The organism is Candidatus Omnitrophota bacterium (genome assembly GCA_014728045.1).
GTDB lineage: Bacteria > Omnitrophota > Gorgyraeia > Tantalellales > Tantalellaceae > WJMH01.
Genome location: WJMH01000007.1, coordinates 53,396 through 78,153, shown reverse-complemented (window position 1 = coordinate 78,153; position 24,758 = coordinate 53,396). Strand labels below are relative to the sequence as shown.

The 24,758-nt window shown below is 50.3% G+C and carries 10 protein-coding genes; 9 read left to right on the top strand and 1 reads right to left on the bottom strand.

Annotated features, from left to right (window positions below):
- Nucleotides 1-17: 17 nt before the first annotated feature.
- On the top strand, nucleotides 18-13,391 hold the full coding sequence (locus GF409_01720; protein ID MBD3425932.1) for a DUF2341 domain-containing protein: 13,374 nt from the start codon (nucleotides 18-20) through the stop codon (nucleotides 13,389-13,391).
- Here GF409_01720 and GF409_01715 read toward each other — a convergent pair whose 3' ends face one another.
- A complete protein-coding gene (locus GF409_01715) occupies nucleotides 13,392-15,266 on the bottom strand; it encodes a hypothetical protein (GenBank protein ID MBD3425931.1) in 1,875 nt (624 codons plus the stop codon).
- Nucleotides 15,267-15,293: 27 nt separating this feature from the next.
- On the opposite strand from GF409_01715, the gene GF409_01710 reads away from it, so the two are divergent.
- The 8 genes from GF409_01710 (at nucleotide 15,294) to purQ (ending at nucleotide 24,731) form a co-directional block, all read left to right on the top strand.
- On the top strand, nucleotides 15,294-16,712 hold the full coding sequence (locus GF409_01710) for an amidophosphoribosyltransferase (protein MBD3425930.1): 1,419 nt from the start codon (nucleotides 15,294-15,296) through the stop codon (nucleotides 16,710-16,712).
- A 187-nt stretch (nucleotides 16,713-16,899) separates the two neighbouring features.
- A complete protein-coding gene (locus GF409_01705; GenBank protein MBD3425929.1) occupies nucleotides 16,900-17,634 on the top strand; it encodes a SagB/ThcOx family dehydrogenase in 735 nt (244 codons plus the stop codon).
- An 89-nt stretch (nucleotides 17,635-17,723) separates the two neighbouring features.
- Nucleotides 17,724-17,900 (top strand): hypothetical protein, encoded by a 177-nt coding sequence (locus GF409_01700; protein MBD3425928.1) that lies wholly within the window; start codon nucleotides 17,724-17,726, stop codon nucleotides 17,898-17,900.
- Nucleotides 17,897-18,091 (top strand): hypothetical protein, encoded by a 195-nt coding sequence (locus GF409_01695; GenBank protein ID MBD3425927.1) that lies wholly within the window; start codon nucleotides 17,897-17,899, stop codon nucleotides 18,089-18,091. Before GF409_01700 ends, GF409_01695 begins: the two co-directional genes overlap by 4 nt.
- A 187-nt stretch (nucleotides 18,092-18,278) precedes the next feature.
- Nucleotides 18,279-19,487 (top strand): isocitrate/isopropylmalate dehydrogenase family protein, encoded by a 1,209-nt coding sequence (locus GF409_01690; protein MBD3425926.1) that lies wholly within the window; start codon nucleotides 18,279-18,281, stop codon nucleotides 19,485-19,487.
- 21 nt (nucleotides 19,488-19,508) lie between these two features.
- The gene (guaA, locus tag GF409_01685; GenBank protein MBD3425925.1) at nucleotides 19,509-21,062 is read left to right on the top strand and encodes a glutamine-hydrolyzing GMP synthase; all 1,554 of its coding nucleotides are present in this window, start codon (nucleotides 19,509-19,511) and stop codon (nucleotides 21,060-21,062) included.
- The gene (gene purL, locus GF409_01680; protein ID MBD3425924.1) at nucleotides 21,062-23,944 is read left to right on the top strand and encodes a phosphoribosylformylglycinamidine synthase subunit PurL; all 2,883 of its coding nucleotides are present in this window, start codon (nucleotides 21,062-21,064) and stop codon (nucleotides 23,942-23,944) included. Before guaA ends, purL begins: the two co-directional genes overlap by 1 nt.
- Nucleotides 23,931-24,731 (top strand): phosphoribosylformylglycinamidine synthase I, encoded by an 801-nt coding sequence (gene purQ, locus GF409_01675; GenBank protein ID MBD3425923.1) that lies wholly within the window; start codon nucleotides 23,931-23,933, stop codon nucleotides 24,729-24,731. Before purL ends, purQ begins: the two co-directional genes overlap by 14 nt.
- Nucleotides 24,732-24,758 lie beyond the last annotated feature (27 nt).

The following is a 24,758-nucleotide window of genomic DNA, read 5'->3' as shown; positions in this document are numbered from 1 at the left end:
CCCATGGACCTAGGTACATGGGTTTTTTGTATTTGAACGGAGTGAGGTTGGCAGAAATGGCAGATCACAGGCGTATTTTACAAATACCGGTGTTCGTGCTCGCGATCGTTATCGCGTTCGCCACCTCTCTCTATGCCCTTCCCAAGGTGGATGAAGTGGTCTCAGGCAAGGCGGAAGTTAATGTTTCCGATAATACCATGCGCATAGACGCTGCCGATAACACTATCATCAATTATTCCACATTTGATATAGCAGAGAACGAATCAGTTATAGTTTCTCTTCCCAAGGTCGATTCCAAGGTTCTGAACAGGGTTCTTGGGTCTTCGCGCAGCGAAATCATGGGAAGACTCGAGTGTAACGGCATCTTCATTCTCGTGAATAAGTCCGGGGTATATGTCGGCCCCAACGCGAATGTAGACGTGCAGAGCCTTGTTCTTTCCACTAGGGATATTACCGATTCCGATTTTCTTTCGGGAAAACACGTTTTCAAGAAACTCACAAAAGAAGAAGTTGATGGCCTTCTTTTGAACGAGGGTAAGATCAATATACGCGAAGGCGGTTTCGGGGTATTGATAGCGGGTGCTATCGAAAACCGCGGGAAAATCATCGCACCCGCAGGAAAGATCGTTCTCGCTGCCGGGGACGCGATCAAGCTTGATATTGCCGGGAACGGTCTTATCTCCGTAGCTATACTCGAGAAGACAGCATCAAATATACTTGATCACCAGGGCAATCCGATAACAGACCAGATCAAGAATACCGGCGAACTTGAGGCTGGTACAGTTGTTCTCAAGGCGGAACATGTTACAGATGTATTCCGCAATGCAATTAATCTTGAAGGATGTGTTTCCGCGAACAGGATAGAAAAGAAGGACGGAGTGGTCCGTATTACCGCCAGCGGTAATGTTAATGTAGCCACCGAAATAGAGGCATCGGCCGTTGAGGTAAAGTCAGAGCAAGATGTGAATATCCTTGCCGATATAAAGGCATATGGAGGTGACATAGACCTTTTCGCCGATAGTGACGGTGACGGAAAAGGCAGTTTCACTCAGGTGGTGGGAATTATCGAGGCTACGGGTAAGGGAGATATCTATATTGACGGTTCCGGTGAAATGAGCCTCAAAACCTTAATTTCGGAGTTGGGGGCCATCAAAATTGGTGCCAGAAGGATGCCTGATAGCATAACGGGAAGCCCGGAATATATTCACTCAAAAGGCGATATGCGCATAAATAAGGTCGAAAGGGGCGAAAATATCACCTCTCTTCATACCGAACGGGGAGATAAGCTTCTTTATGCATCCAGCGGAGAAGTTAAACTCAAAGCCCGGGAGGGCAGTATCGTTCAGATCGATCCGGTGCCCTTGCCGGGTAAAAATATCGAACTTGAGGCCGGACACTTTGACATTAATACCGGGGCATTAACCACCCTGGTGCATGATAATGACAGTGATATATACATAGATAAAATAATAGAGATCCTTGAGGATGCCGTTGCTATCGAGGGCAGCGGATTCGGGAAGGTTACGTACATAAAAACACACAATATAACTATAAAGACGAACAGAGACATGGACACGGCCCCCGGGGTCTTGATACCGGCAAACCAGGCAAAGATCGTTGCCCGCCGTATAGGTACGCCCGACAATCCTGTGGGTATTTCTGCCAACCTCACTTATATTCACAGAATACAGGGTGATATAAACGTATCAGAGATCTGGGGGCTCGGGTCTACAATTTTCATCAGGGGTCCCGACCCTCACACCACCCTCGACAGCTGGGGTGCTGTCGGGTATAAAAAAGGATCCGACCTCGTCCTCGAAGCGGAAAATGTCCGCCTCACGGGGGATGAGCCTGTCCATTTGCACGGAAATATAACCTTCCATAACTTCGAATGTCTTATTCCGGACAAAGAGATCTATTTTCATCCGGGTAAGACATATACTTTCAAGGGCGATTTAAGAATAATCGGTGCTCCTGACCAGGGGCCGGAGGAATTTTACATTAAACTGAGGTCGCATGAAAAGGGCTCAGCTTGGTTTCTTGATGTCAAGTCCGAAAATTACACGCTCGACAAGGTAAATGGGAGCGATTGCCATGCCCTGGATACGGTCATAATCCCCGATGGCGTTAACGCGGGGAATAATGTTAATCTTGATATCGACCCTGTTTGGGACGGGGGGCATCCGGTGCACAATGATTGGTCCAGGAACCAGAACTGGTCCGGGAATGCACTCCCCACAGGAACGGACGAAGTCAGATTTAACGGTACATCAGGGGATGATTGTATTATAGATAATGTAGGGTCCTGGTCGGGGGGTGACTTCATAATAGAGGCCGGATATACAGGTACTATAACCCAGAATACGGGTGTTAGCATAACGGCCAATAACTTCCAGCAGGCCGGAGGCACGTTCGTGGGCGGTTCCGGGGCTACAAATGTTACCGTTAACGGGAATTTTAGCCAGTCCGGAGGCAGTTTTACCGCTCCGGCAGGCAGTCTTAACATAAGCGGCAATTTCAGCAGGACAGGAGGCACATTTGCCCACAATTCCGGCACGGCGGTCTTTAACGGTTCGGCAGCCCAGGCGATAACGGGAACGAATACCTGGTATAACCTGACAATAAACAATACCGCCTCTTCACCTGGCGATTCGATAGACGTTGATCCTAATGCCGCTCAGACCGTAATAAATAACCTTTCGGTAACTGACGGGCAGTGGTCTCCTTCGACCGGCGATACATACAACAATGTGTCTATCGGCACGAACGGAATAATGAAACCCGATCCGGGAGCGAATATATCCGTCTCCGGCAACTGGACACATACGGGAACCTGGTCAGCCAATTCCGGGACGGTCACTTTTAATGGTGCCGGAACGTCGCAGTTAACCGGAAGTACTGTATTTTACAATTTCACATGCACAACCGAGGGTAAGACCCTTGAATTCATGCAGGGGGATATCTTTACATTCAACGGCACGCTCACTCTTACCGGCGTTTCGGGCAATGAGATAGTCCTGAACAGTCAGGATGGCTCCACGCGCTTCACATTCTCCGTGGCATCAGAGCAGACCGTAGATTATGTGGACGTGTCGAACTCGGATGTCGATGACGGCGGCAGCAACATAATAGCCCAGAACTCGATCGATAATACGAATAACGATACAGGGCCGGTCGGCTCATACTGGATATTTGCCAATCCGATAAACTTATCCGGACTGGTTTATACGGACAGGGGCGTCACCTTGATCGGTCCCGGGTCAGAGATAGTGCTCGTGATCGACGGGTCTGTCATAGGCAGTGACGACACCGACGGGTCGAGCCGCTATGAGTTTACAGGGTTGATCTTGCAAGGGACCGAGATCGCGCTTGTCTACATCAACGATAACGCGGTAAATGGGGCATCTGTGACACTTCCCGGGGATCTTGATATAACAGATCTTGATATTTACGGCGATTCGGTGATAGTAAGGCACGAAAGAACCGGTCCGGTGTCGAACGCGGATCTGGCAACGGCAAAAGGAGCATTGAGCGATATCGATATCGTTTACTCGGTTACGGGGAACGACCTCCTCTTGGACAGCGGCGTATCCCTTGTTCTCCGGGACGGAGATATCTTTACTCCCGGAGGCGATATTGACTCGACTGATCTTTTGATAGGCGCCGGATCGGCGCTTAACGCGGCTTCCGGCTCCACAATAACCCTCACGGGTGACTGGATCAATTCTGGGGCTTTCAATCCAGGGACATCCGTGGTATCGCTTACAGGCTCTGGTAGCCGTTCGGTAACATCGAACGGTTCGGCTTTCAACGATCTCACTCTTACCGGGACGGGTACATACGGGTTGCTGGATCCACTAGAAGTGGACGGGGACCTGAACATATCTTCGGGCGGGTTAGACGCCTCCGGAGAGACGATAACGGTCGGGGGGGATTGGGATAATTCGGGGACTTTCACGCATAACGGCAATACGGTGATCTTTGACGGATCGGGAACAGGTTCGATCACGGGCGATACGGTTTTCAGCGGTCTTTCCTGCACTGCCGCAGGTAAAACACTTAAGTTCAAAGAGGGGGATACCTTTACGGTGGAAGGGACGTTTGCGTTGACCGGTGCGTCCGGCAACGAGATAGTTCTTGAGAGTCAGGATGGTGTGACTCGTTTCACGCTCAAAGTGTTATCCGAACAGACGGTGAACTTTACGGATATTTCCGACCTTGAGGTGGATGACACAGGAGAGAATATTATCGCTCTTAACTCGATAAACGGCGGCAATAATGACGACGGTTACACGGGGGCAGTGGTCGTTTTCGGGGCTAGAGCCAAGCTTGAAGGTTATGTGTATTCTGACAGGGGTATCACGCTGGTAGGCAGCGGCACCAACGTGGTTCTGGTTATAGAGGGGACAGAGCTTGCTAATACCGATACCGGAGGCGACAGCCGTTATAAGTTCAGCAACCTGAGCGTTTCTTCTGGTGATGCTATTCTGGTCTATATCGACGATGCAACTGTTGAGGGGAATACCGTGACATCAGCGATATCCGCGAACATGTCCGGTGTGGATATTTACGGCGATACGCTTACAGTAAGGCATGAGAACGCCGGCCCCGCCTCAAACGTGCTACTCTCCTCGGCAAAGGGAGCTCTTGCTGATACTGAAATACTGTATACGGTAACAGGGCCAGATCTTTCCGTGAACACCGGGACGGATCTTCTTGTGTGGCAGTCGGATAGTTTCACTCCTGCAGGTGAGGTTTCGGCAGATAATATTTTCATTCAAAATGCGGCGGTTCTTGATATCGAGGGGAACGATCTGAGCGCTTCCGGTTCTCTTGACAATGAAGGCATTTTCAGGCTTACCGGAGGACAGACCATAACCGGCCTTACGATGGATACCGACTCCGGTCTGGTCGAATATACGGGCAATGGTGTTTACTCGGGACTTGCCGCGGGTGATTCATATTATGACCTTACCTTTTCGGGTTACGGTGTATGGGCCCTGGATAATGATCTGGATATCAACGGGGATCTCCTGCTTGAGGCGGGAGGTGTGTGGCCGAACGGTTATTCCTACAGAAAACTTGTAGTTATTGACAGCTCTCTCGTGGCGGGTAATCTCGCGGATTTCGCTGTTCTTTTGAGCTTTATAGACCCCGAGCTTGCCACGACCGCCAATGGTGGAAATGTTACAAGTGCGAACGGGTTTGACATAATACTCACCGATTCTAACAATAATCAGCTTGATCACGAGATTGAAAGCTACGACCCGGTGACCGGACAGGTGATATTCTGGACAAGAGCCCCATCTCTTTCAGGTTCAACGGATACTACATTCTTCCTGTATTACGGGAATAGCGCCGTGACTACTTCACAGGAGAACGTAAACGGGGTATGGGACAGTGATTTCCAGGGTGTATGGCACATGGACGAAACGAGCGGCACGATGGCTGATTCGACTTCGAACGGAACTGACGGGACTCCAAGGAACGGCCTGGACCAAACGGCGGCGGGGAAGATAGGCGGCGGCAGCCTTTTTGCCGGGGGCAACGATTATGTGGCTCTGGACAATTTCTTCTATACCGGGACGGGATACCCTGCTGTTACTTTCAGCGCGTGGATCAATACAGCAGACGGAGGCAATCAGATCATAGGCTCCTATGACAGGAACGAGTTCTGGCGCCTGGAAGTTAACGGGCGCGCGGGAACAGGCGAGATCGGCTGGGATGTCATGACAGAGGCGGGACAACAGGACTTCGGGAGCAATTCAAGGGTCGACGACGGTACATGGCACCACGTCTCCGGAGTTTATGATAACGGTGACGTGATCATTTATATAGACGGTTCGGTCGATAATTCAACAACAAGGGGTTCCACTCTGGGGCGGGGCAAAACCAGGTACGGTTATCTGGGAGTGGGGTCTGAATCGTCTTCCTTTGATGCCAACAAGGGACCCACGAACTATTTCAACGGTTCAATGGACGAAGCAAGGCTATCCAATTCCGCGAGAACACCGCAATGGATAGAGACCGAGTTCAACAACCAGGACGATCCCGGATCCTTTCATTCGGTAAGCGCTACCGGGGCCGAGGCCTCTGCCACCCTTGATACCGGAACTTATAACGTCAGCGTGGCCGAAGACCTCACCGCCGAAGGTGATAATATTATCGGATCGGGCACTTTCGTATTTGACGGAACGGCCCCGTCCGACATCACCGGGGGTATCACTTTCCATAATCTGAGTTCTACGACCCCGGGCAAGACGCTGAGGTTCAAAGAAGGGGAAAAGTTCACCGTAAACGGCGCCCTGACCCTGACGGGATCAGTCTCCCAGGATGTGGTTCTAGACAGCCAGGATGGTGTCAGCCAGTTTATCATTAAAGTGGACAGTCCGCAGACAGTGGATTATGTGAGTGTTTCCAATTCGGATGTCGACGATGCGGGTAGCAGCATCACGGCTAATAATTCTGCCCCCGGTGCTAACGTGGATATTGGTCCGACAGGGTCCTACTGGATCTATCCGGGCCTGTCCTTCATTAATGTGTCCGGAGACGTTTATTCCGACCTGGGGAGCACTCTCATAGGTTCCGGGGTTAATATAGTCATTCTCGTGAACGGTACCGACCGCGGCAATACAGATACGAACGGTTCAAGCAGGTATACCTTCACGAATATCCCCGTTTTCGCGGATCAAGGCCTCATGGTGTATATTAACAACAATGCCGTTGATGGTAATACAGTAACCATGCCTGAGGATTCGGATATAGTGGACCTCGATATATGGGGCGGCGCAGTTATGGTAAGACACGAAGACGCCGGACCAATATCTAACGTCGAACTGGCTTCGGCTATAGGCTCCCTGTCAGACGTCGATATACTTTATTCGGCAAGTGGGAATGACGTAACCGTTGTATCGGGCCCGGACTTCATTGTCCGCCAGAATTATACCTATGCTCCGGGAGGGGATCTTACCTGCGAGGACATTTTGATACAGTCAGGAGCCGTCTTAAACGGTGCATCAGGAGGGTTTATAAATATTTCGGGAGACATGGTGAACGGGGGCACATATAATGCCATCACTTCGACCGTGGTCTTTAACGGTACAGGACAGCAGAACCTGACATCGGGCGGTGCGCAGTTTTACGGCCTCAGGGTGACGAATACCTCATCCGCCGGCCTTGTGCTGGCCGATGATCTTTCTATATCGGGTCCGATCGAAGTTTACACTGACGGGGTCCTTGATCTGTCTGATAAAAATGTAACTTCTACTGGGAGCGTAGTTTCCAATGAAGGCCGCATAAAGCTTGATGGCGGCCAGACCATTACCGGACTCACAATGGACAGCGATTCGGGTGAAGTCCGTTACGTGGGTAACGGGACGTATACAGGCCTTGCAGCCGGCAACGCCTATTACGATCTTACTTTTGCCGGGGGAGGCGAGTTCACACTGAACGCGGACCTGGACGTGAACGGAGATCTTATATTCGCCACCTCTGTGCCCTGGCCGAATGGTTATTCCTACCGACGTCTGGTCACTATAGATTCCTCTTATATAGATGCTGATCTTGAGGATTTTCCGTTCCTTTTCTCCCTAACCGATTCTGAACTCGCTAATATACTGAACGGCGGACATCTGACCGAAGATAGTGGTTACGACCTCATATTCACGGACCTTGCCGGCGCGCAATATGATCACCAGATAGAGTATTACGATAATACTTCGGGCAAGATCATAGCATGGGTAAAGATCCCGACAGTTACATCGGCATCTGATACGACCTTTTATCTCTACTACGGCAATTCGTCCATAACCACCTCCCAGGAGAATATAAACGGTGTCTGGGACGGCAAATATGAGGGGATATGGCATCTTGACGAGACTTCAGGGAGTGTTCTCGATTCAACTTCCAACGGGAATAACGGCACTCCGGACTTTACTTTCCCGGGGCTCCAGGACTACCAGGGCATAGTGGACGGGGCGGTATTCTGCGATAATAACGATGACGATTTTATAGTCATTCCTGATGATAATTCGATCGGCAATAACGGTATGTCCGCGCTCACCTTTTCGATGTGGATATATCCGGAGGACAACACGGATTTCTACGATCTTGGTGGCACGTCCGATGGCTGGAACGGGGATGGGTATAACTTGTATCTCAGGGGAGGCAATCCCGGGGAGGAATATGCTTTTACGATCAACACCAGGTTCGGCGGGCTCGATTACATCAGGGCCGGAAGCATCGTTACCGGCGAGTGGCATCATCTGGCAGGCACATACGACGGCGGGACAATGAGACTGTACCTGGATGGGGCTGAGATCGGGAACAACACCGCCCCGGCGGGGGATACTACCAATAACGGTTCTGATCTCTATATAGGTGTTATAGACCTGGAGCCGGACTATTCGTTCGGCGGGATAGACGAGGTCCGGATAGCCCAGGAGGCTATGTCCCCTGAATGGATAGCCGCCGAGTACGATAACGTCAAGACTCCCTCAGCTTTTTCTTCTGCCGGTTCTGAGGAAACCCCGATCGGTGTGTTGCACACGGTCAATTACAACGTTAACGTGGCAGGTGACCTGGTCAACTCCGGTGACGGCCTGGACGGGAATAGTAATTTCATATTCGACGGAACGGCCAAGCAGGAAATAACACCGGGCAGTTTCACTTTTTACGACCTGAACATCGTGAACCAGTCATCGGACGGCGTGCAGATGATGGACGACCTTATCGTTACCAATATTTTCAATATTGAAACTGACGGTGTGCTCGATGTCAAAGGATTCAATATTACCGCTACAGGCGCCTCTTTTTCTAATGATGGCACACTGAAACTGCACGGCGGACAGACCGTTACGGGTCTTGTGATGGACACCGATTCCGGCACGATAGAATATACGGGAGATAACTATTATACCGGTCTTTTGCTAGGCGATGATTATTTCAACCTGTCATTTTCCGGAGTAGGGGTTTACATCCTTGACGCCGACCTCAACGTTGCGGGTGACCTCAGCCTTAAGGGAACGGCCGGCATCCCCTGGCCTAACGGTTATTATTACAGGAAACTAATAACAATAAATAGTTCCCAGGTGAATGAGACGCTTGTTAATTATCCGGTTCTTTTCAGCGTGACTGATCCATCATTGGCTACCGTTGCCAACGGAGGGGAAGTTACCAGTTCAACCGGCGATGATATAGTTTTTACCGATCAGAACGGCAATTCCCTTGATCACGAGATAGAAGCTTACGATCCCTCAACTGGAAACGTTATTGCCTGGATACGAGTGCCGAATCTTTCCGATGCCGAGGATACAATGATCTTTATGTACTACAAGAACAGCTCGGTCACGACCCCACAGGAGGATCCGGCGGGAACATGGGGAGGAGCGTATATCGGTGTCTGGCACCTGGATGAGAAGTCTGGTACGGTCGTTGATTCTTCTGCTTTCTTTAATGACGGGACAGAGAATATAAGCCCTAATTCGAATATGGACGCTGCGGGGATAATAGACGGGGCCGATAACTTCGACGGAACGGATGATTATATAGATTTCGGGACACTGTTTAACCAGAATACCGGTACTGTATCCTTTTGGATGAAGCCTGATTCGACATTCGGAACCTCTTCTGCGGAAACTCAGGGAATAGTGGGCATGTATGTCGACGGAAACGACAATTTCAGCATAGCATTGAGGGGAGCTGACTATGCCTCGGGTGATGGGACCACCGGGAACATACAGGTTAAAATGGAAGAATCCGGGGCGCAATATATCTCCTCGACCACGAACACATGGAACGCCGGACAGTGGTACCATGTCGGGGTGGCCTGGGGCAATGCCGAAACATATGTATTCGTGGACGGCGCGCAAGAGAATTCGGTCGCGGCGAACCAGGATTTCAGCGGTCAGGCGGCTTTCGAGATAGGCCGTACGACCTTTGATACCTTCAATGTTTCTGGCGATCAGACCCGGTATCTTGATGGCACTCTTGACGAGGTGAGATTTTCCACAACGAGGAAGACCGAAGGCTGGATGAGCACTGAATACAATAACATCACTTCTCCCGGGACTTTTTACGCTATGGGAGATCAGGCGGAAGCGTCACCTAAAGTCGATTGCGGAAGTTACGCGGTCACTGTGAACGGAAACTTTAGCCAGGTTGATTCACATTTCGTGGCTTCTTCGGGGCAGGTTGTTCTTGATGGGGATTTTGTCCGCACGGGAGGCATTTTCGAGCATAATTCCGGAACCTTTGTTTTTAACGCCTCCGACACTGACAATGTACTTGATCCGAACGGCGCCACGTTCAATGACGTGACTTTCGCCAATACCTCAACATATTCGCTTGACAGCGATATAGATATCGACGGAGCGCTTACCTTTGCCGGTGCTTCCGGCTATACAGGCATTAAAGTGATAAACATCGATCCGTCACTGGTCGCAGAGGACCTGACGGATTATCCGCTTCTGGTGAACATGACCGATAGCGATCTCAGGACCATGGCGAACGGAGGCAGCGTTACAAGCGCCGAGGCTTATGATATAGTGTTCACTTCCGAAGACGGAACGGCTTATGATCATGAAATAGAATATTACGATCCTGCCACGGGTACTGTTATAGCATGGGTGAAGGTGCCGAATGTTTCTGCGAGCCTTGCGACGACAGTTCATCTCAGGTATGGTAACGACAGGATCACTTCTTCCACCGAAGATCCCTCCGGGCTTTGGGGGGTTGATTACCAGGGCGTATGGCACATGGACGATACCTCAGGGCTGGTGGCGGATTCCACGCAAAACATGAACGACGGTACAGTATTCGCTTTTACGATAGGGGAAGTTGACAGATCAGCTTCCGGACAGATCGGCACGGGAGACGAATTCACGCTTGAGAGCAATCCCGGCAACCCGGGATATATACTTATCGGGGATAATGCCGGGTTGGACATAACCGGTGAACTTACGCTTTCGGCATGGGTTTATGCCGACGCTCTTGGAGGGATCAGGAGCATTATCGCGAAAGGCAGCACCCTTACCGAGATTAATTATAGTCTCGCCGTTCAGGGAACAGAATTGAGTTTCGGCTATGTAAACGGAGGACAGCAGCAGTACGTGACATCAGGAGCGGGTCTAACAACGGGACAGTGGTATTATGTGGCGTCAACCTACAACGATTCTTTGGACAACGCGAGCGTATTCGTGAATGGAGCGCGCCTGGTGAATAGTTCTGCTACGAATCCTCTGGTTACTAATGACGGATATCTAAATATCAGCGCTTATTCTGTTCCCGCTGTCAGTCGATACGGCTGGGAGGGGACATTGGATGAGGTTCGCATACAGGATGTGGCCAGGAGTCCCGGATGGGTCGAAACGGAGTATAATAACCAGTCTTCACCTGGAACATTCTACTCTGTCACGGACCAGCCGTCGGCCGTAACCACTATACATTTCAACGGGGGTGACATGAAACTGGCCACCGATTTCAGCGGGGACGGGGCAGATTTCACATCTGGCGCCGGCGGGGCCCTTGTTCTAGACGGTTCCGTGGCGCAGTCATTCGAGACGTTTAATCTGTCGTTCCCCGGACTTAAAGTCCTTAATGCTTCGGGAACGCCCATCTCGCTGGACAAGGATACAACAATAAGCGGTGCCATAGAGATAGGCCCGGGCGCGGTGCTTGATTTGGTGGATTTTGATCTGGATGCTACGGGATCGACATTTTCTAATGACGGCAAATTGAGGCTTGAAGGCAGCCAGACTATAATCGGCCTTACAATGGACTCCGATTCGGGAGAGGTCGAATATTACGGCGATGACCTCTATACAGGACTAGTCGCGGGGAACAATTATTACGATCTTACTTTTACGGGGGGCGGGACATACCAGTTGACGGCCGATCTTGACGTCAATAATAACCTCACTCTTGCCCTTGATGACTGGTATGACGTGAACTGGTCCCACAGAACAAAGATAGCCGTTGACTCGGCGAAGGTTCCCGAAACCGTCGAAGATTTTATTTTGTACGTTGACCTTTCGCAGTTCGGTCCCGATTTTTTCGATGCGGTGAAATCCGACGGGTCCGATATAGTTGTCACTTCATTTGACGGCGTAACCGTACTTAAACGTGAGCTCGTGTCCATTGATAAAGACGCCCAGACAGGGGAGCTCTGGTTCAAGGCGGACAGGATCAGCGCAAGCGCTGATACGAGCTTCTATGTTTACGCGGGTAATGTTACCGCCGACCTTTCGAACGATACGGATCTCTGGTCAGGCGCCTACAGGGGGGTCTGGCATCTGGAAGACGACGAGAATGATTCTACTTCTGCCGCCCGGCATCTCACCAATAACGGCGCCGGTTCAGCTGCAGGGATACTGGGACAGGGTCGGGATCTCGAAAACGGGTCGTATCTTGAAGATCCTGACGCGGGTTCTTATATAAACGGAATGAAATCATTCACGCTTTCGTTGTGGGCCAAATCGGATGTTACGGGGGTCGATAAAGGTATAGTTACATGCGGCGATCCCGACGCGGATGGCCTCGAGATACACGGAATAGGCCTTCGTTATGACGCCGAAGGGCAGGACGGAGGTGGATCGGATGTAATCCGCGGGAGCGTGGGAGTGTTGGGGTATCCCGATAAGAGTCAGGTAAGGATCGAAAGTGCCGACAGCGCCCAGTCTACATCATGGCAGAATCTTGTTCTTACCTGGTCAAGGGGAGAGGAAGCGGCACTTTACATCGATGGCGCAGCTACAGCACCTACTTACAATACTCCTCCAAGAACGACTACATTATTCGGCGCGACCAAACTGCTTATCGGTAAGGGAGTTCTCGATACTGGAGGAACGGACGGATGGGATGGTCTGGTGGATGAGGTTAAGCTCCTTGATACGGCCCGATCAGCCAACTGGATACTTACCGAATTTAACAACCAGTCCGATCCCGGAACTTTCTTCAGCGCTGATGCCCAGGCCGGATCGATAGATATAGGAACAACAGGTTATAATATAACTATCGGAGGGGATCTCGACACTACCGCCGGAGGATTCAGTGGTTCGGGAACTATTACTTTCGATGACGCGAGCAGGATATCTAATATACTCGGCGATACTATCTTTTATAACCTGACCTGTTCTACTGCCGGCAAGAGACTCTTTTTCGAGGCGGGATCCACTCAGACCATTGCCGGGACCTTGACCATTATCGGCGCTTCCGGGAATCCGGTATACCTGGCAAGCACTTCACCAGGTACCCCCTGGTATATCGATCCCCAGGGTTCGAGAAGCGTGAATTATGTCAATGTAAGCGATTCGGTTAACGTAAGCGGAACGGTTATTAACGCCACAGATTCTGTTGATGGCGGCGACAATGTGGACTGGAACATAACTCCCTGATCAGTACCTAAGGTCAAGGGATATGTGGAACCTGCTTTTAGCGTATTCGGTCATAGGCTTATCTCCGGTAACAAAACCCCATTCGAGCCTGAGCGTGAATTTGTCGTAAAGATTGATCCGCATTCCGGTGCCTATGCTGGCGAGGTTCATGTTCTTTTCCTCGGTGGTGCGATCGCCGCGTTTTTCGCCGTATCCGTAGTCAAAAAAAACGATTCCGGTAACCGCGTCACGGAGAAGCTTATCGGAAAAAGGCAGTTTGATGTGGATGGGCAGAAATGATCCCGGAAGCAGAAGCTCGAAATTCGACCGGAACGCGTTATCGGCTAGATAGTCTCCAGGAGGATATCCTCTAATAGTGTCAATGCCTCCAAGGCTGTATTGTTCCTGGGGCGGAAGCATTTCACCGGCGACCTGCCCAGAAAGACGCACCACTCCTTGAATGCCCAGATCAAGTGCGACCCTGTGTGTCAGGTCGCCTTTTGCTATGAAAAAAGTATTGCTCGTGTCCCTCGAAGAAAATGGCGTCTTTCCACGGGCACCGAAACCGTTTATCCCCTGCGTAAGTTCGGGATTGATGTAGGTAACGCTGCCGGGGCGCTGGATAATGAAATTACCCCCGAACCTGAGAAGCCTGAGCCTGTCCCTGTTCAGAGTTCCGTCGGCTATGGTGGAAGTCTTGTCCTTGGCTTCGAAGCCTGTGTATAGCTCGCCAATGTACCGTCCTTTTGTGAAAAGGTCCTGGTGCACGAAAAAACTGCTGTTGGAGGAGCGGGATTCGAGCAGGAGTGGCGCGAAATCTTTTTTTGGGGAAGATTCACTGTAGCTGTACCCGTACATTACAGAAGTCCCGAAAGGGGTGATGGGGACCGAATGATACCCGTAGATGCCCCAGAAATGCTCACCGAAATTATACCCGGTTATCAGTATGTCATCCACAAAAAGCAGATTATTGTGCCGCAGCCCCCATCCCAGCCTGTCCTTGCCGGAGGAAACCACTCCCTCTCGGTCATAAGTGAAGCTCGGATGAACGGGGAAGGTTGTTTGGGCGTCGAGCAGCACATCCGTGGTTCCCGGTTTATCACCGGCGTAAAGTGTGGATTTCACGACCCTGTCTGGGTTTTTGTTCATTTCATATAGATCACGTGCCATTTTATCATAGCGCAGGACTTCCCCGGGGCGGGTACTCCAGTAATACTGCAGGCGTTCTTCTTCGAAGAATTTATGTTCTTTGATCTTGAGAGAACCGAATCTGGCCTCCACGACCTGGAGGGTAACCACTCCGTCGCGGACCTCCTGAGGCGGGATATAACAGGCGGCTATAACACCTTTTCTCAGGTATTCTCTTTCTACTTCCTTTGCCAGGGAATTAAGCTCTCCCATGTTAACTTCGCGATTTTCGTATTTTTCGATAAGGTGGGAGAACTGTTCCGGTTTGAACGTCTTGGTGCCTTTAAGAATGATCTTTTTGACAGAAAAACTGGGACCCTTGGTTACTTTTTCAGCTTCTTTTTCCTCTATGTCCGGTTTTTCCGGAGGAGGAGGCTGAAGTTCTTTCTGGACCTCACGGCGTATCTTACGGTCGACTTCCTGTGTGGCCTGTCCCACATCAGGCTGGGCGTGAGTAATGCGCTTTGAGAAAAATAAAGGCAGGAATACCAGGATAAATATCAAAAAAAAGCGATTTGTCGAGGTTTTCAATGTCGGAGACTCCTTAAAAAATCGAAAATATCCAATCACGTTCTTCGGATTTCTATATAGTTTACATAAGAGGTTCACGGTATTCAAACATTTTTGCAGCTTTTCAGCCGAATGGTTTTGTAAATAGCGGTTGAATTTTCGGTATATATCCATATAATATGTGAGTGTCCCCATCATCACCAACTAGGATGGTAATCTCAACATATGGAAACTTTCCTTAGTGACAAAAGCGACAAAAAAGAATACTGCGGGGTTTTCGGCATATTCGACCATCAAAATGCCAGGGAGATCACCTACCTTGGACTCTACTCTCTCCAGCACAGGGGAGAGGAGTCCTGCGGGATCGCCGTCTCTGACGGGAAACGTATCAGGCAGCATACAGGGATGGGCCTGGTTTCTGAGGTATTCAAGAATGATGATAAACTGAACGGCCTCACCGGCATGCGCGCCATAGGTCATGTTCGTTATTCCACGACCGGCTCAAGCATCCTGAGGAACGCCCAGCCCTTCATGATAAGCCACAACAAGATATCCGTTTCCATTGCTCATAACGGCAACCTCACCAACGCTGTGAAATTGAGAAGGAAACTCGAGGATAATGGAGCTATCTTCCAGACGACCATGGATTCGGAGATCGTGCTGCACCTTCTGGTCCGTTCCGGTAAGGACCTCTTCGAAGAACGCCTTAAAGACGCGTTAACCAAGTGCGAAGGAGCTTTTACAATGCTGTTTCTCACCGAGGACAAGCTGGTGGGGGTGAGAGACCCTTATGGTTTCCGGCCTCTTTGTCTCGGTAAAAAGGACGGCTCCTATGTGCTTGCGAGCGAAACATGTTCACTTGATCTCATTGACGCCGAGTACGTGCGTGATGTAGCGCCGGGGGAAATGGTTATTATTTCCGAGGAGGGGTTGGAATCAGTCAAGCCTTTCGGGGCAAGGAAGCCGTCTCCCTGCGTATTCGAGTTCATCTATTTTTCCCGCCCGGACAGCCGCATATTCGAAGACAGTGTTCTCGAGGTCCGCAAAAGACTGGGGCGCAAACTGGCCGCAGAGCATCCGGCTGACGCCGATATCGTCATGTCAATCCCTGATTCGGGTAATTACGCGGCTCTGGGATATTCTGAGCAGAGCGGCCTGCCTTTCGAATTCGGTATGATCAGGAACCATTATATCGGCAGAACTTTCATCCAGCCCTCTCAGGAGATGAGAAAACACGGGGTCAAGATCAAGCTCAATCCCGTTAAAGATATATTGAAAGGCAAGAAAGTGGTGGTCGTCGAAGACTCCATAGTAAGGGGTACGACCACGAGCGGGAGGATAAGAGCTTTACGTGAAGCAGGAGTGAAAGAGATACACATGAGAATAAGCTGTCCTCCGATCAAGTTCCCCTGTTTTTACGGTATAGATTTCCCCAGCAGAAAAGAGCTTATTGCAAACCAGCTTGAATCTATCGATGAGATCGCGAGGTTCATCGGGGTTGACAGCCTCAAATACCTGAGTCTTGAAGGCATGATGGATGCGGTATGCGGGGATAAAAGCACGTTCTGCGCAGCTTGTTTCAGCGGGAGATATCCGACTAAGGTACGGAAGAGGTCCGTAAAAGAAGCGTTTGACAGTAAATAGTGTCTCTCATGAAGGGAGTGCATGTCTATGTCACTTGAATGGTGGGAATATTATGAGGTCAAAGGTAACCTCAGGATCCTGCAGGAAGAAGTCGAGCGCCTCACGCTCGAGATCCAGAAACTTCGCGAGGACCTGAAAGAACTAAAAAACGAAAAATAAGTCTTTTAACCGGAGATCATCTCATAACATGGCTGAAGGCGCAGGGGACAGGTTCCAGAACCAGACCAAATATCTCCGGAACAGGATGCCCGGGGGCTATCTTGACCTTGATTCACGCCCAGGGGTCTATAAGACATATTCTGAGGCCGAAACAACAAGCCTTCCTTCACCGGAACCTCCGGAAAACCTTGATTTCCATAATGTCGTGAAGACGAGAAAGAGCGAGCGGGATTTCACTGACGAGCCACTTTCCTTGCAAGAAGTCTCTTATCTGCTTTGGGCTTCAACAGGTCTATCCAGGGAGGAACATGGTTATGAATTCCGCACGGCACCTTCGGCGGGTGCGTTGTATCCCATTGAAACCTATATCGCCTCGAATAATATCTCGGATAACACCCCCGGCATTTACCACTATTCGGTGCAAGATCACAAGCTGGAACTTCTAAACAAAGGCGACATGAGACAGAAGACCGCTGATGCTGCGCTGGGGCAGGGTATGTGCGCCCGTGCTGCGGTCATTTTCATGTGGACTGCTGTTTTCCAGAGATCGAAATGGAAATACGGCCAGCGTGCATACCGATATGTCTACCTTGATGCGGGTCATATCGCGGCCCAACTATCCCTTGCCGCTGTAAGCCTGGGGTTGGGAAGCTGTCAGATAGGAGCTCTTTTCGATGACGAGGTCAACGGTCTTTTGGGTGTTGACGGCAAAGAGGAGAGTGTCCTTTACATGAGCGCGGTAGGCCGACCTTTCAGCAAATAACAACTATTTTCCCTAAAGTACTCATTAAAAAAATATATTAGCTTGACAAGTATAAAAACTTGCTATATACTTGTAACAAGGAGTGTGTTATGAAAAAGAACAGATTTAAATTTTCCGCAACGGTCTCGGACAGGGGACAGATCTTCATACCCAAGGCTCTTCAGGAGTATTTTAATATAAATTCGCGCGACAAAGTGGTTTTCGTCGTTGAAGATAACGGTAAAGTGATATTTCTCAAGAACAATAAGAAGGAGGTGAAGGGATGAAAAAGCGCAAATATACGCATTATTGCGCGGTTACAGAACTATACTGTGGCAGGAAAAGGATTACCGGAAAGAAGCTCGTCAGCCCCAACCACAAAAGCGTTGAACCTCACAAGAAGAGTATCGGTGATATTTATAAAAAGTACTACAAGAGCCAGGTTGAAGAACTGTATCGGGCGATAAAGAGTGACTAGATTTCGGTCAGGCATTTTTTAAACGATTAGTTTTTGGCCAATATCTGCATAATTTTCGGTTTATAGCCTCATTTTCTCCCTCACAGCGCTTTTTATCCATTGAATTTTAATGTTATACATACTATAATATCCATCTCAAACTGGCATAATAAAATCCACTATATTTGATGCAAGGAGATTACCTCACATGAACGAGAAAGATCTTATACACAACGCCACGGAACATTTCGCTGAACTTGTCAGGGAACAGCTGGACCGGATCAAGATAATGAAAAAAGAGCAGTCTTGGACCGATTACAGTGAGCTGGAACCGATATTGATCGGGGTCTGCTGGGGCGACGGTATCGGTAAGATAATATCCAAGCATTCCCAGCGCGTTCTGGAACACATGCTCAAAGAGGAGGTTTCGCGCGGGAAGGTGGAATTCCGCCAGATCTCGGGTCTTACCATAGAGAACCGTGTCAAGCACGGGAAAGCCATACCTGATGAGGTGCTCGAAGAGATCAAGGCCTGTCACGTCATTCTCAAAGGGCCTACCACGACACCGCAGGCAGGCGACAAATGGCCCAATATCGAAAGCGCCAATGTTGCTATGAGGCGTGAACTGGACCTTTTCGCTAATGTGCGCCCGGTAAAAATAGCCTCAGAAGGGATCGATTGGACATTTTTCAGGGAGAATACCGAAGGGGCCTATGTTCTTGGTTCGAGGGGGTTGGATGTCAGCGAGGACCTGAGCGTGGATTTCAAGGTGATAACTGAACCGGGGGCCGAACGCATTATACGGCTTGCCTTTGAATATGCCCGGCAGAACGGGTATAAAAAGGTTACTGCTGTGACCAAAGCCAATGTGGTTAAGACGACCGACGGAAGATTCTCCCGTGCGGCCAAGCGCATAGCGGAAGAATACGCAAAGCACGGCATAGAGCAGGACGAATGGTACATAGACATAATGACCGCCAAGCTGCTCGATCCGGCAAGACGGAAGGATTTCCAGGTAATGGTCCTGCCCAATCTTTACGGTGATATACTTACCGATGAGGCCGCCCAGATGCAGGGCGGAGTCGGCACGGCCGGCAGTGCCAACATAGGGAAAAAGTGGGCCATGTTCGAGGCGATCCACGGAAGCGCTCCGCGCATGGTGGATGAAGGCAGGGATATCTACGCCGATCCCTCCTCCATGATAAGGGCAAGCGCAATGCTGATACGACATATTGGTTTTCCAGAAAGAGCCCACCAGCTTGAGATGGCGCTTGAGGTATGCGGACAGTTCGAGAAAAAGCTCAAAATTACCGGACGTGATACCGGCGCAACGGGCGAGGAATTCACCTCATATATCCTTGAGTGGGTAGAAAACCCCAAGCTAGAAAAAAAATGGAAGGAATATACGGGCGCGTAAAAAACACGGGTCTATTCGATAATGAAGAACATTCAGCAAAAAGAAGGTATACTGGTCATAGATTTCGGGTCGCAGTATGTACAACTCATCGCAAGAAGGATACGAGAGAGCCATGTCCATTCGGTAGTTGTTCCTCCTACGATATCCGTGGAGGAGATAAAACGGATAGATCCCTGCGGGATCATTCTTTCGGGCGGTCCTTCAAGCGTGTATGACAAAAAAGCTCCTTCCTTTGACAAGAAATTCGTTGAACTTGGCATTCCAGTTCTAGGCATCTGTTACGGCATGCAGCTCATAGGCAAGCTCATGGGTGGCCATATACGAAGAAGCGGTAAACGCGAGTATGGGCGTACCCTAGTCAAATTCAAGAGAGACAATAAGCTTTTCAAGGGGATAGACCCGGAAGGCGTTACGTGGATGAGCCATAGGGACAAGGTTGAAGCCCTCCCCGACGGTTTCAGGGCGATAGCCGGCAGTGAGAACACCAGTTGCGCCGCATTCAGCAATAACAAAATGAAGATCTACGGTGTCCAGTTCCACCCTGAGGTCGTGCATACCGAAAACGGCAGGAAGATGCTGAAGAATTTTCTTTTCGAGGTCTGCGGATGCAAAAGGACTTGGACCATGAAATCGTTCATACAGCACAAGATAGACGCTATAAAGGACCAGGTCGGTGATCAGGACGTCATTCTGGGGCTTTCCGGCGGCGTTGATTCGACCGTGAGCGCCGTTCTGCTTCATATGGCTCTCGGCAAAAAGCTTCACTGCATACTGGTCGACAACGGGCTTCTCAGAAAGGATGAGGTTGAAAGGGTCAAGGATCTTTTCGGTAAGCATATACGCCTTGACCTCAGGGTAGTGGATGCAGAAAAGCGTTTCCTCAAAGCGCTAGAGGGGGTTACAGATCCCGAAAAAAAACGCAAGATAATAGGTAATACCTTCATAAGGGTATTCGAGGAGAACGCCAAGAAGATCAAGAACGCTACTTTTCTTGCGCAGGGGACCTTGTACCCCGATGTCATAGAGTCACAGACCTTTTTCGGCGGTCCCAGCAAGACCATTAAATCCCATCATAACGTGGGAGGTCTTCCCAGGAAAATGGGGCTTAAACTGGTCGAGCCGCTCAGGGACCTTTTCAAGGACGAGGTCCGTGAGGTGGGGCGTGAACTGGGCCTGCAGAGCGAAATAACCGATCGCCAGCCTTTCCCGGGTCCGGGCCTGGGGGTCAGGGTGATAGGGGCCATCACAAAGAAAAGGCTCGAAACCCTTAAGGAAGCCGACTGGATAATCATGGATGTGGCCAAGGACCGCGGGATCTATAAAAAGACATGGCAGATATTCGGAGTACTTCTTCCGGTAAAGAGTGTGGGGGTGATGGGAGACGACCGCACTTACGAGAATACCATCGCTATCAGGGCGGTCACGAGTGTCGACGGCATGACAGCGGACTGGGCGAAGATACCCTATGAGGCGCTCGGAGAGATGTCCAACCGGATAATCAATCAGGTCGAGGGTGTCAACAGGGTAGTATATGATATCAGTTCAAAACCTCCAAGCACCATAGAATGGGAATGATGAGATACGCAAGAGTAGAAGTCCGTGACAAAAAAGGCGTCTATGACGCTGTTGCCGAAGCTCTTAAAACGGATATACTTGACCTGGGCATAAAGACGGTCCAGGATGCCGAGTATGTGCAGGTTTACACCTTTCTCGGTGATTTCACCAAAAATACCATAAAAAAGATAGCCAGCGATATCCTTACCGACAAGGTCTCGCAGGAATACCATTGCGAAGGCGGTTTCCACAGGGATGTCTCCGGGAACAGACATGTAGTCGAAATCGCATATAATCCCGGGGTCATGGATCCGGTGGAAGAAAGCGTGAAAAAAGCCATAAAGGATATGGGGGTGAAAGGGATAGAATCGGTAAGCACTTCCAAAAAATATGTTCTTACTGGGAAAGTTCCCCGCGCTCAGCTTGAGAAGATCACAGAAAAGCTCCTTTACAATAAGGTTATTCAGCATGTAGTGACCCACAAGGAAGAACAAAAAAAGACAGCCACTTACAGGTTCGAACCTGTCCAGGTCGGGATCATCGGGGCCAGCGACAAGCAGCTGATGGAGATCTCCCGGGATGGGCAGCTGTATCTGAACATTGAGGAAATGAAGGCCATACAGCGGCATTTCACGGACCTTAAAAGAGATCCTACCGATTGCGAACTTGAGACCCTTGCGCAGACATGGAGCGAACACTGCAAGCATAAAACGATGATGGGGTCGATAGAATACAACGGAAAGACCATAAAGAACCTCCTGAAGGAGACCGTTATGAAAGTTACCGGGGAGTTGGACCGTCCCTGGTGCGTTTCGGTCTTCAAGGATAACGCGGGTATCATTAAATTCGATTCAAAGAACAATATCTGTTTCAAGGTGGAGACCCATAACCACCCTTCAGCGCTCGAGCCCTACGGAGGCGCGGAGACGGGTATCGGAGGGGTCATACGCGACCCCATGGGTACAGGCAGGGGATCCAAGCCTATAATCAACACTGACGTCTTTTGTTTCGGCATGCCTGATATGCCGCAGTCAAAGGTCCCTAAAGGCGCCCTGCATCCCAGGAGGGTGCTTAAAGGCGTCGTCAGCGGCGTGCGCGATTATGGGAACAAAATGGGGATACCAACCGTCAACGGCGCGGTATGTTTTGACCGGAGATACACCGGTAATCCCCTGGTCTTCTGCGGCAATGTTGGAATAATGCCTAAACAATTCTCGACAAAGAAGGTCTGCCCGGGTGATCTTATACTGGCCGTTGGCGGCAGGACCGGACGTGACGGTATTCACGGAGCCACGTTCTCATCGGCCGAACTTACTACCGAATCCGAGAATATTTCTTCGACCGCCGTGCAGATAGGCAATCCCATCACGGAAAAAAAGATGCTGGATACCCTTATCAAGGCGCGTGACCTCAAGCTCTATGAGGCTATAACCGATTGCGGGGCCGGCGGGTTTTCAAGCGCGGTCGGTGAAATGGGCGAAGATACCGGGGCGGAAGTGCACCTTGAGAAGGCGCCGCTCAAGTATGAAGGCCTGAAACCCTGGGAGATATGGGTTTCCGAGGCACAGGAAAGGATGGTCCTTGCCGTTAAGCCGAAGAACTTGAGGCGCATAATGGAGATATTCAAAAGCGAGGACGTGGAAGCTACCGTTATAGGCAAGTTTACCGATACGAAAAAACTGCGGCTTTTTTACAAGGGGCACATGGTATCGGACCTTGATATGTCATTTCTGCATGACGGTCTTCCGAAAGTAACGCGTAAAGCCGTGTGGAAGCCTAAAAAAGAGGACAGGAACGCCCTTCCCAGGAAAAGAGCGGATCTGTCAAATGACCTTCTGAGTGTTCTTTCCGCATGGAATGTATGCAGCAAGGAATGGATCATCCGCCAGTATGATCACGAGGTTCAGGGAGGCAGTGTCCTCAAACCTATGGTGGGAGTTGATAATGACGGGCCTGCGGACGCTTCAGTAACAAGACCGCTTTTCAGCAGCCGAAAGGGGATAATCCTCTCGAACGGGATAAATCCATCTTACGGGGATATCGACCCTTACTGGATGGCCGCCAGCGTCATTGACGAGGCGTTGCGGCAGATCGTAGCCGTGGGCGGCGACATTGAAAGAACCGCCATCCTCGATAATTTCTGCTGGGGAAATACCGAAAAACCCCGGCAGCTGGGCGGACTGGTCAGGGCATCCCGGGCATGTTACGACATGGCGAAGGTATACGGGACCCCGTTCATATCCGGTAAGGACAGCTTGAACAATGAGTTCAATACAGGCAAAAAGACCGAATCGATACCGCCGACGCTTTTGATCTCTGCCATTGGCGTTGTCGATGATGTCGCCAAGACGATCTCCTCCGACGCGAAAAGCCCGGGTAACCTTATCTATCTGGTGGGTAAGACATACCAGGAGCTGGGGGGCAGCCAGTATTTCCGTGTCCGGGGCAAAAAGGGAGGCATGGTCCCGCGCGTGGATCCGGTCAAGTCCCTCAAGTTGATGCGGAAGCTCTCCGGCGCCATACGCGAGGGGCTTGTTGAATCGGCCCATGACTGTTCCGAAGGAGGCCTTGGTGTTGCCCTCTCCGAGATGCTCTTCGCCGGAGGATTCGGTGGCAGCGTGAACCTCAGGAAGGTGTCCAGAACGCGTTCCATAAAAAGGGATGACGTGTTGCTTTTTTCCGAATCCAATTCGAGGTTCATTGTCGAGATAGAACCCGGCAAAAAGGAGCAGTTCGAAAAGGCGCTAAAAGGCATGCCCATTGGATTGATCGGCGAGGTGGAAGGGACGGGCAGGCTTATTATTAATGGGCTTAATGGAAAAACCGTTGTGAATGTCCCTGTCGGATCATTGAAGAAAAGTTGGCAAAAACCCTTCAAAAGGCTGATGCATGAAAAAAGTTAAAACAATAGTATTGCGCACGGCTGGCACCAATTGCGACAAAGAGACCGCTTATGCCTTCCAGCAGGCTGGAAGCGAAGCGGATCTCGTGCACATAAACACGTTGGTTTCCGGGAAAAAGAAACTCGCCAACTACCATATTCTTGCCATCCCGGGCGGTTTCACCTACGGGGATGACGTAGCCAGCGGCAAGATCCTCGCCAACGAGCTCAGATTCAAGTTAAAGGGGCAGTTGTCCGATTTTGTCGATCACGGCAAACTGGTGATCGGTATCTGTAACGGTTTTCAGGTGCTCGTGAAAATGGGCCTTCTTCCGCGTCTTTCAGGGAAAAAAGACAGCCCGGTCGAATCCACTCTCAGCCTGAACGATTGCGGTAAGTTCCAGGCAAAATGGGTCCACCTTAAGCGGGAGGATGAAACCGGATGCGTCTGGACAGTGGGACTTCCGGATATCGTATATGTACCGATAGCCCATGCCGAGGGCAAATTCATACCCAGGAATAAGAGCGTGCTCGATACGCTGAAGCGGAACGAGCAGGTTGTGTTCCGCTACTGTGACAGCAAGGGGGAACGCAGGGGCTTTCCGTACAATCCCAACGGTTCGGTCGATGACATAGCCGGCATAACCGATCCTACCGGCCGGATACTTGGAATGATGCCGCATCCGGAAAGACATATCAGCTACCTGCAGCATCCAAATTGGAGAAGGCTCTCGCCCAATGCAGATAACATGGGCATTGGCCTGAAAATCTTTAAAAATGGTGTCAATTACGTTAAGAATCATCTATAATATATTATCAGTAAATGGTAAAAGGAG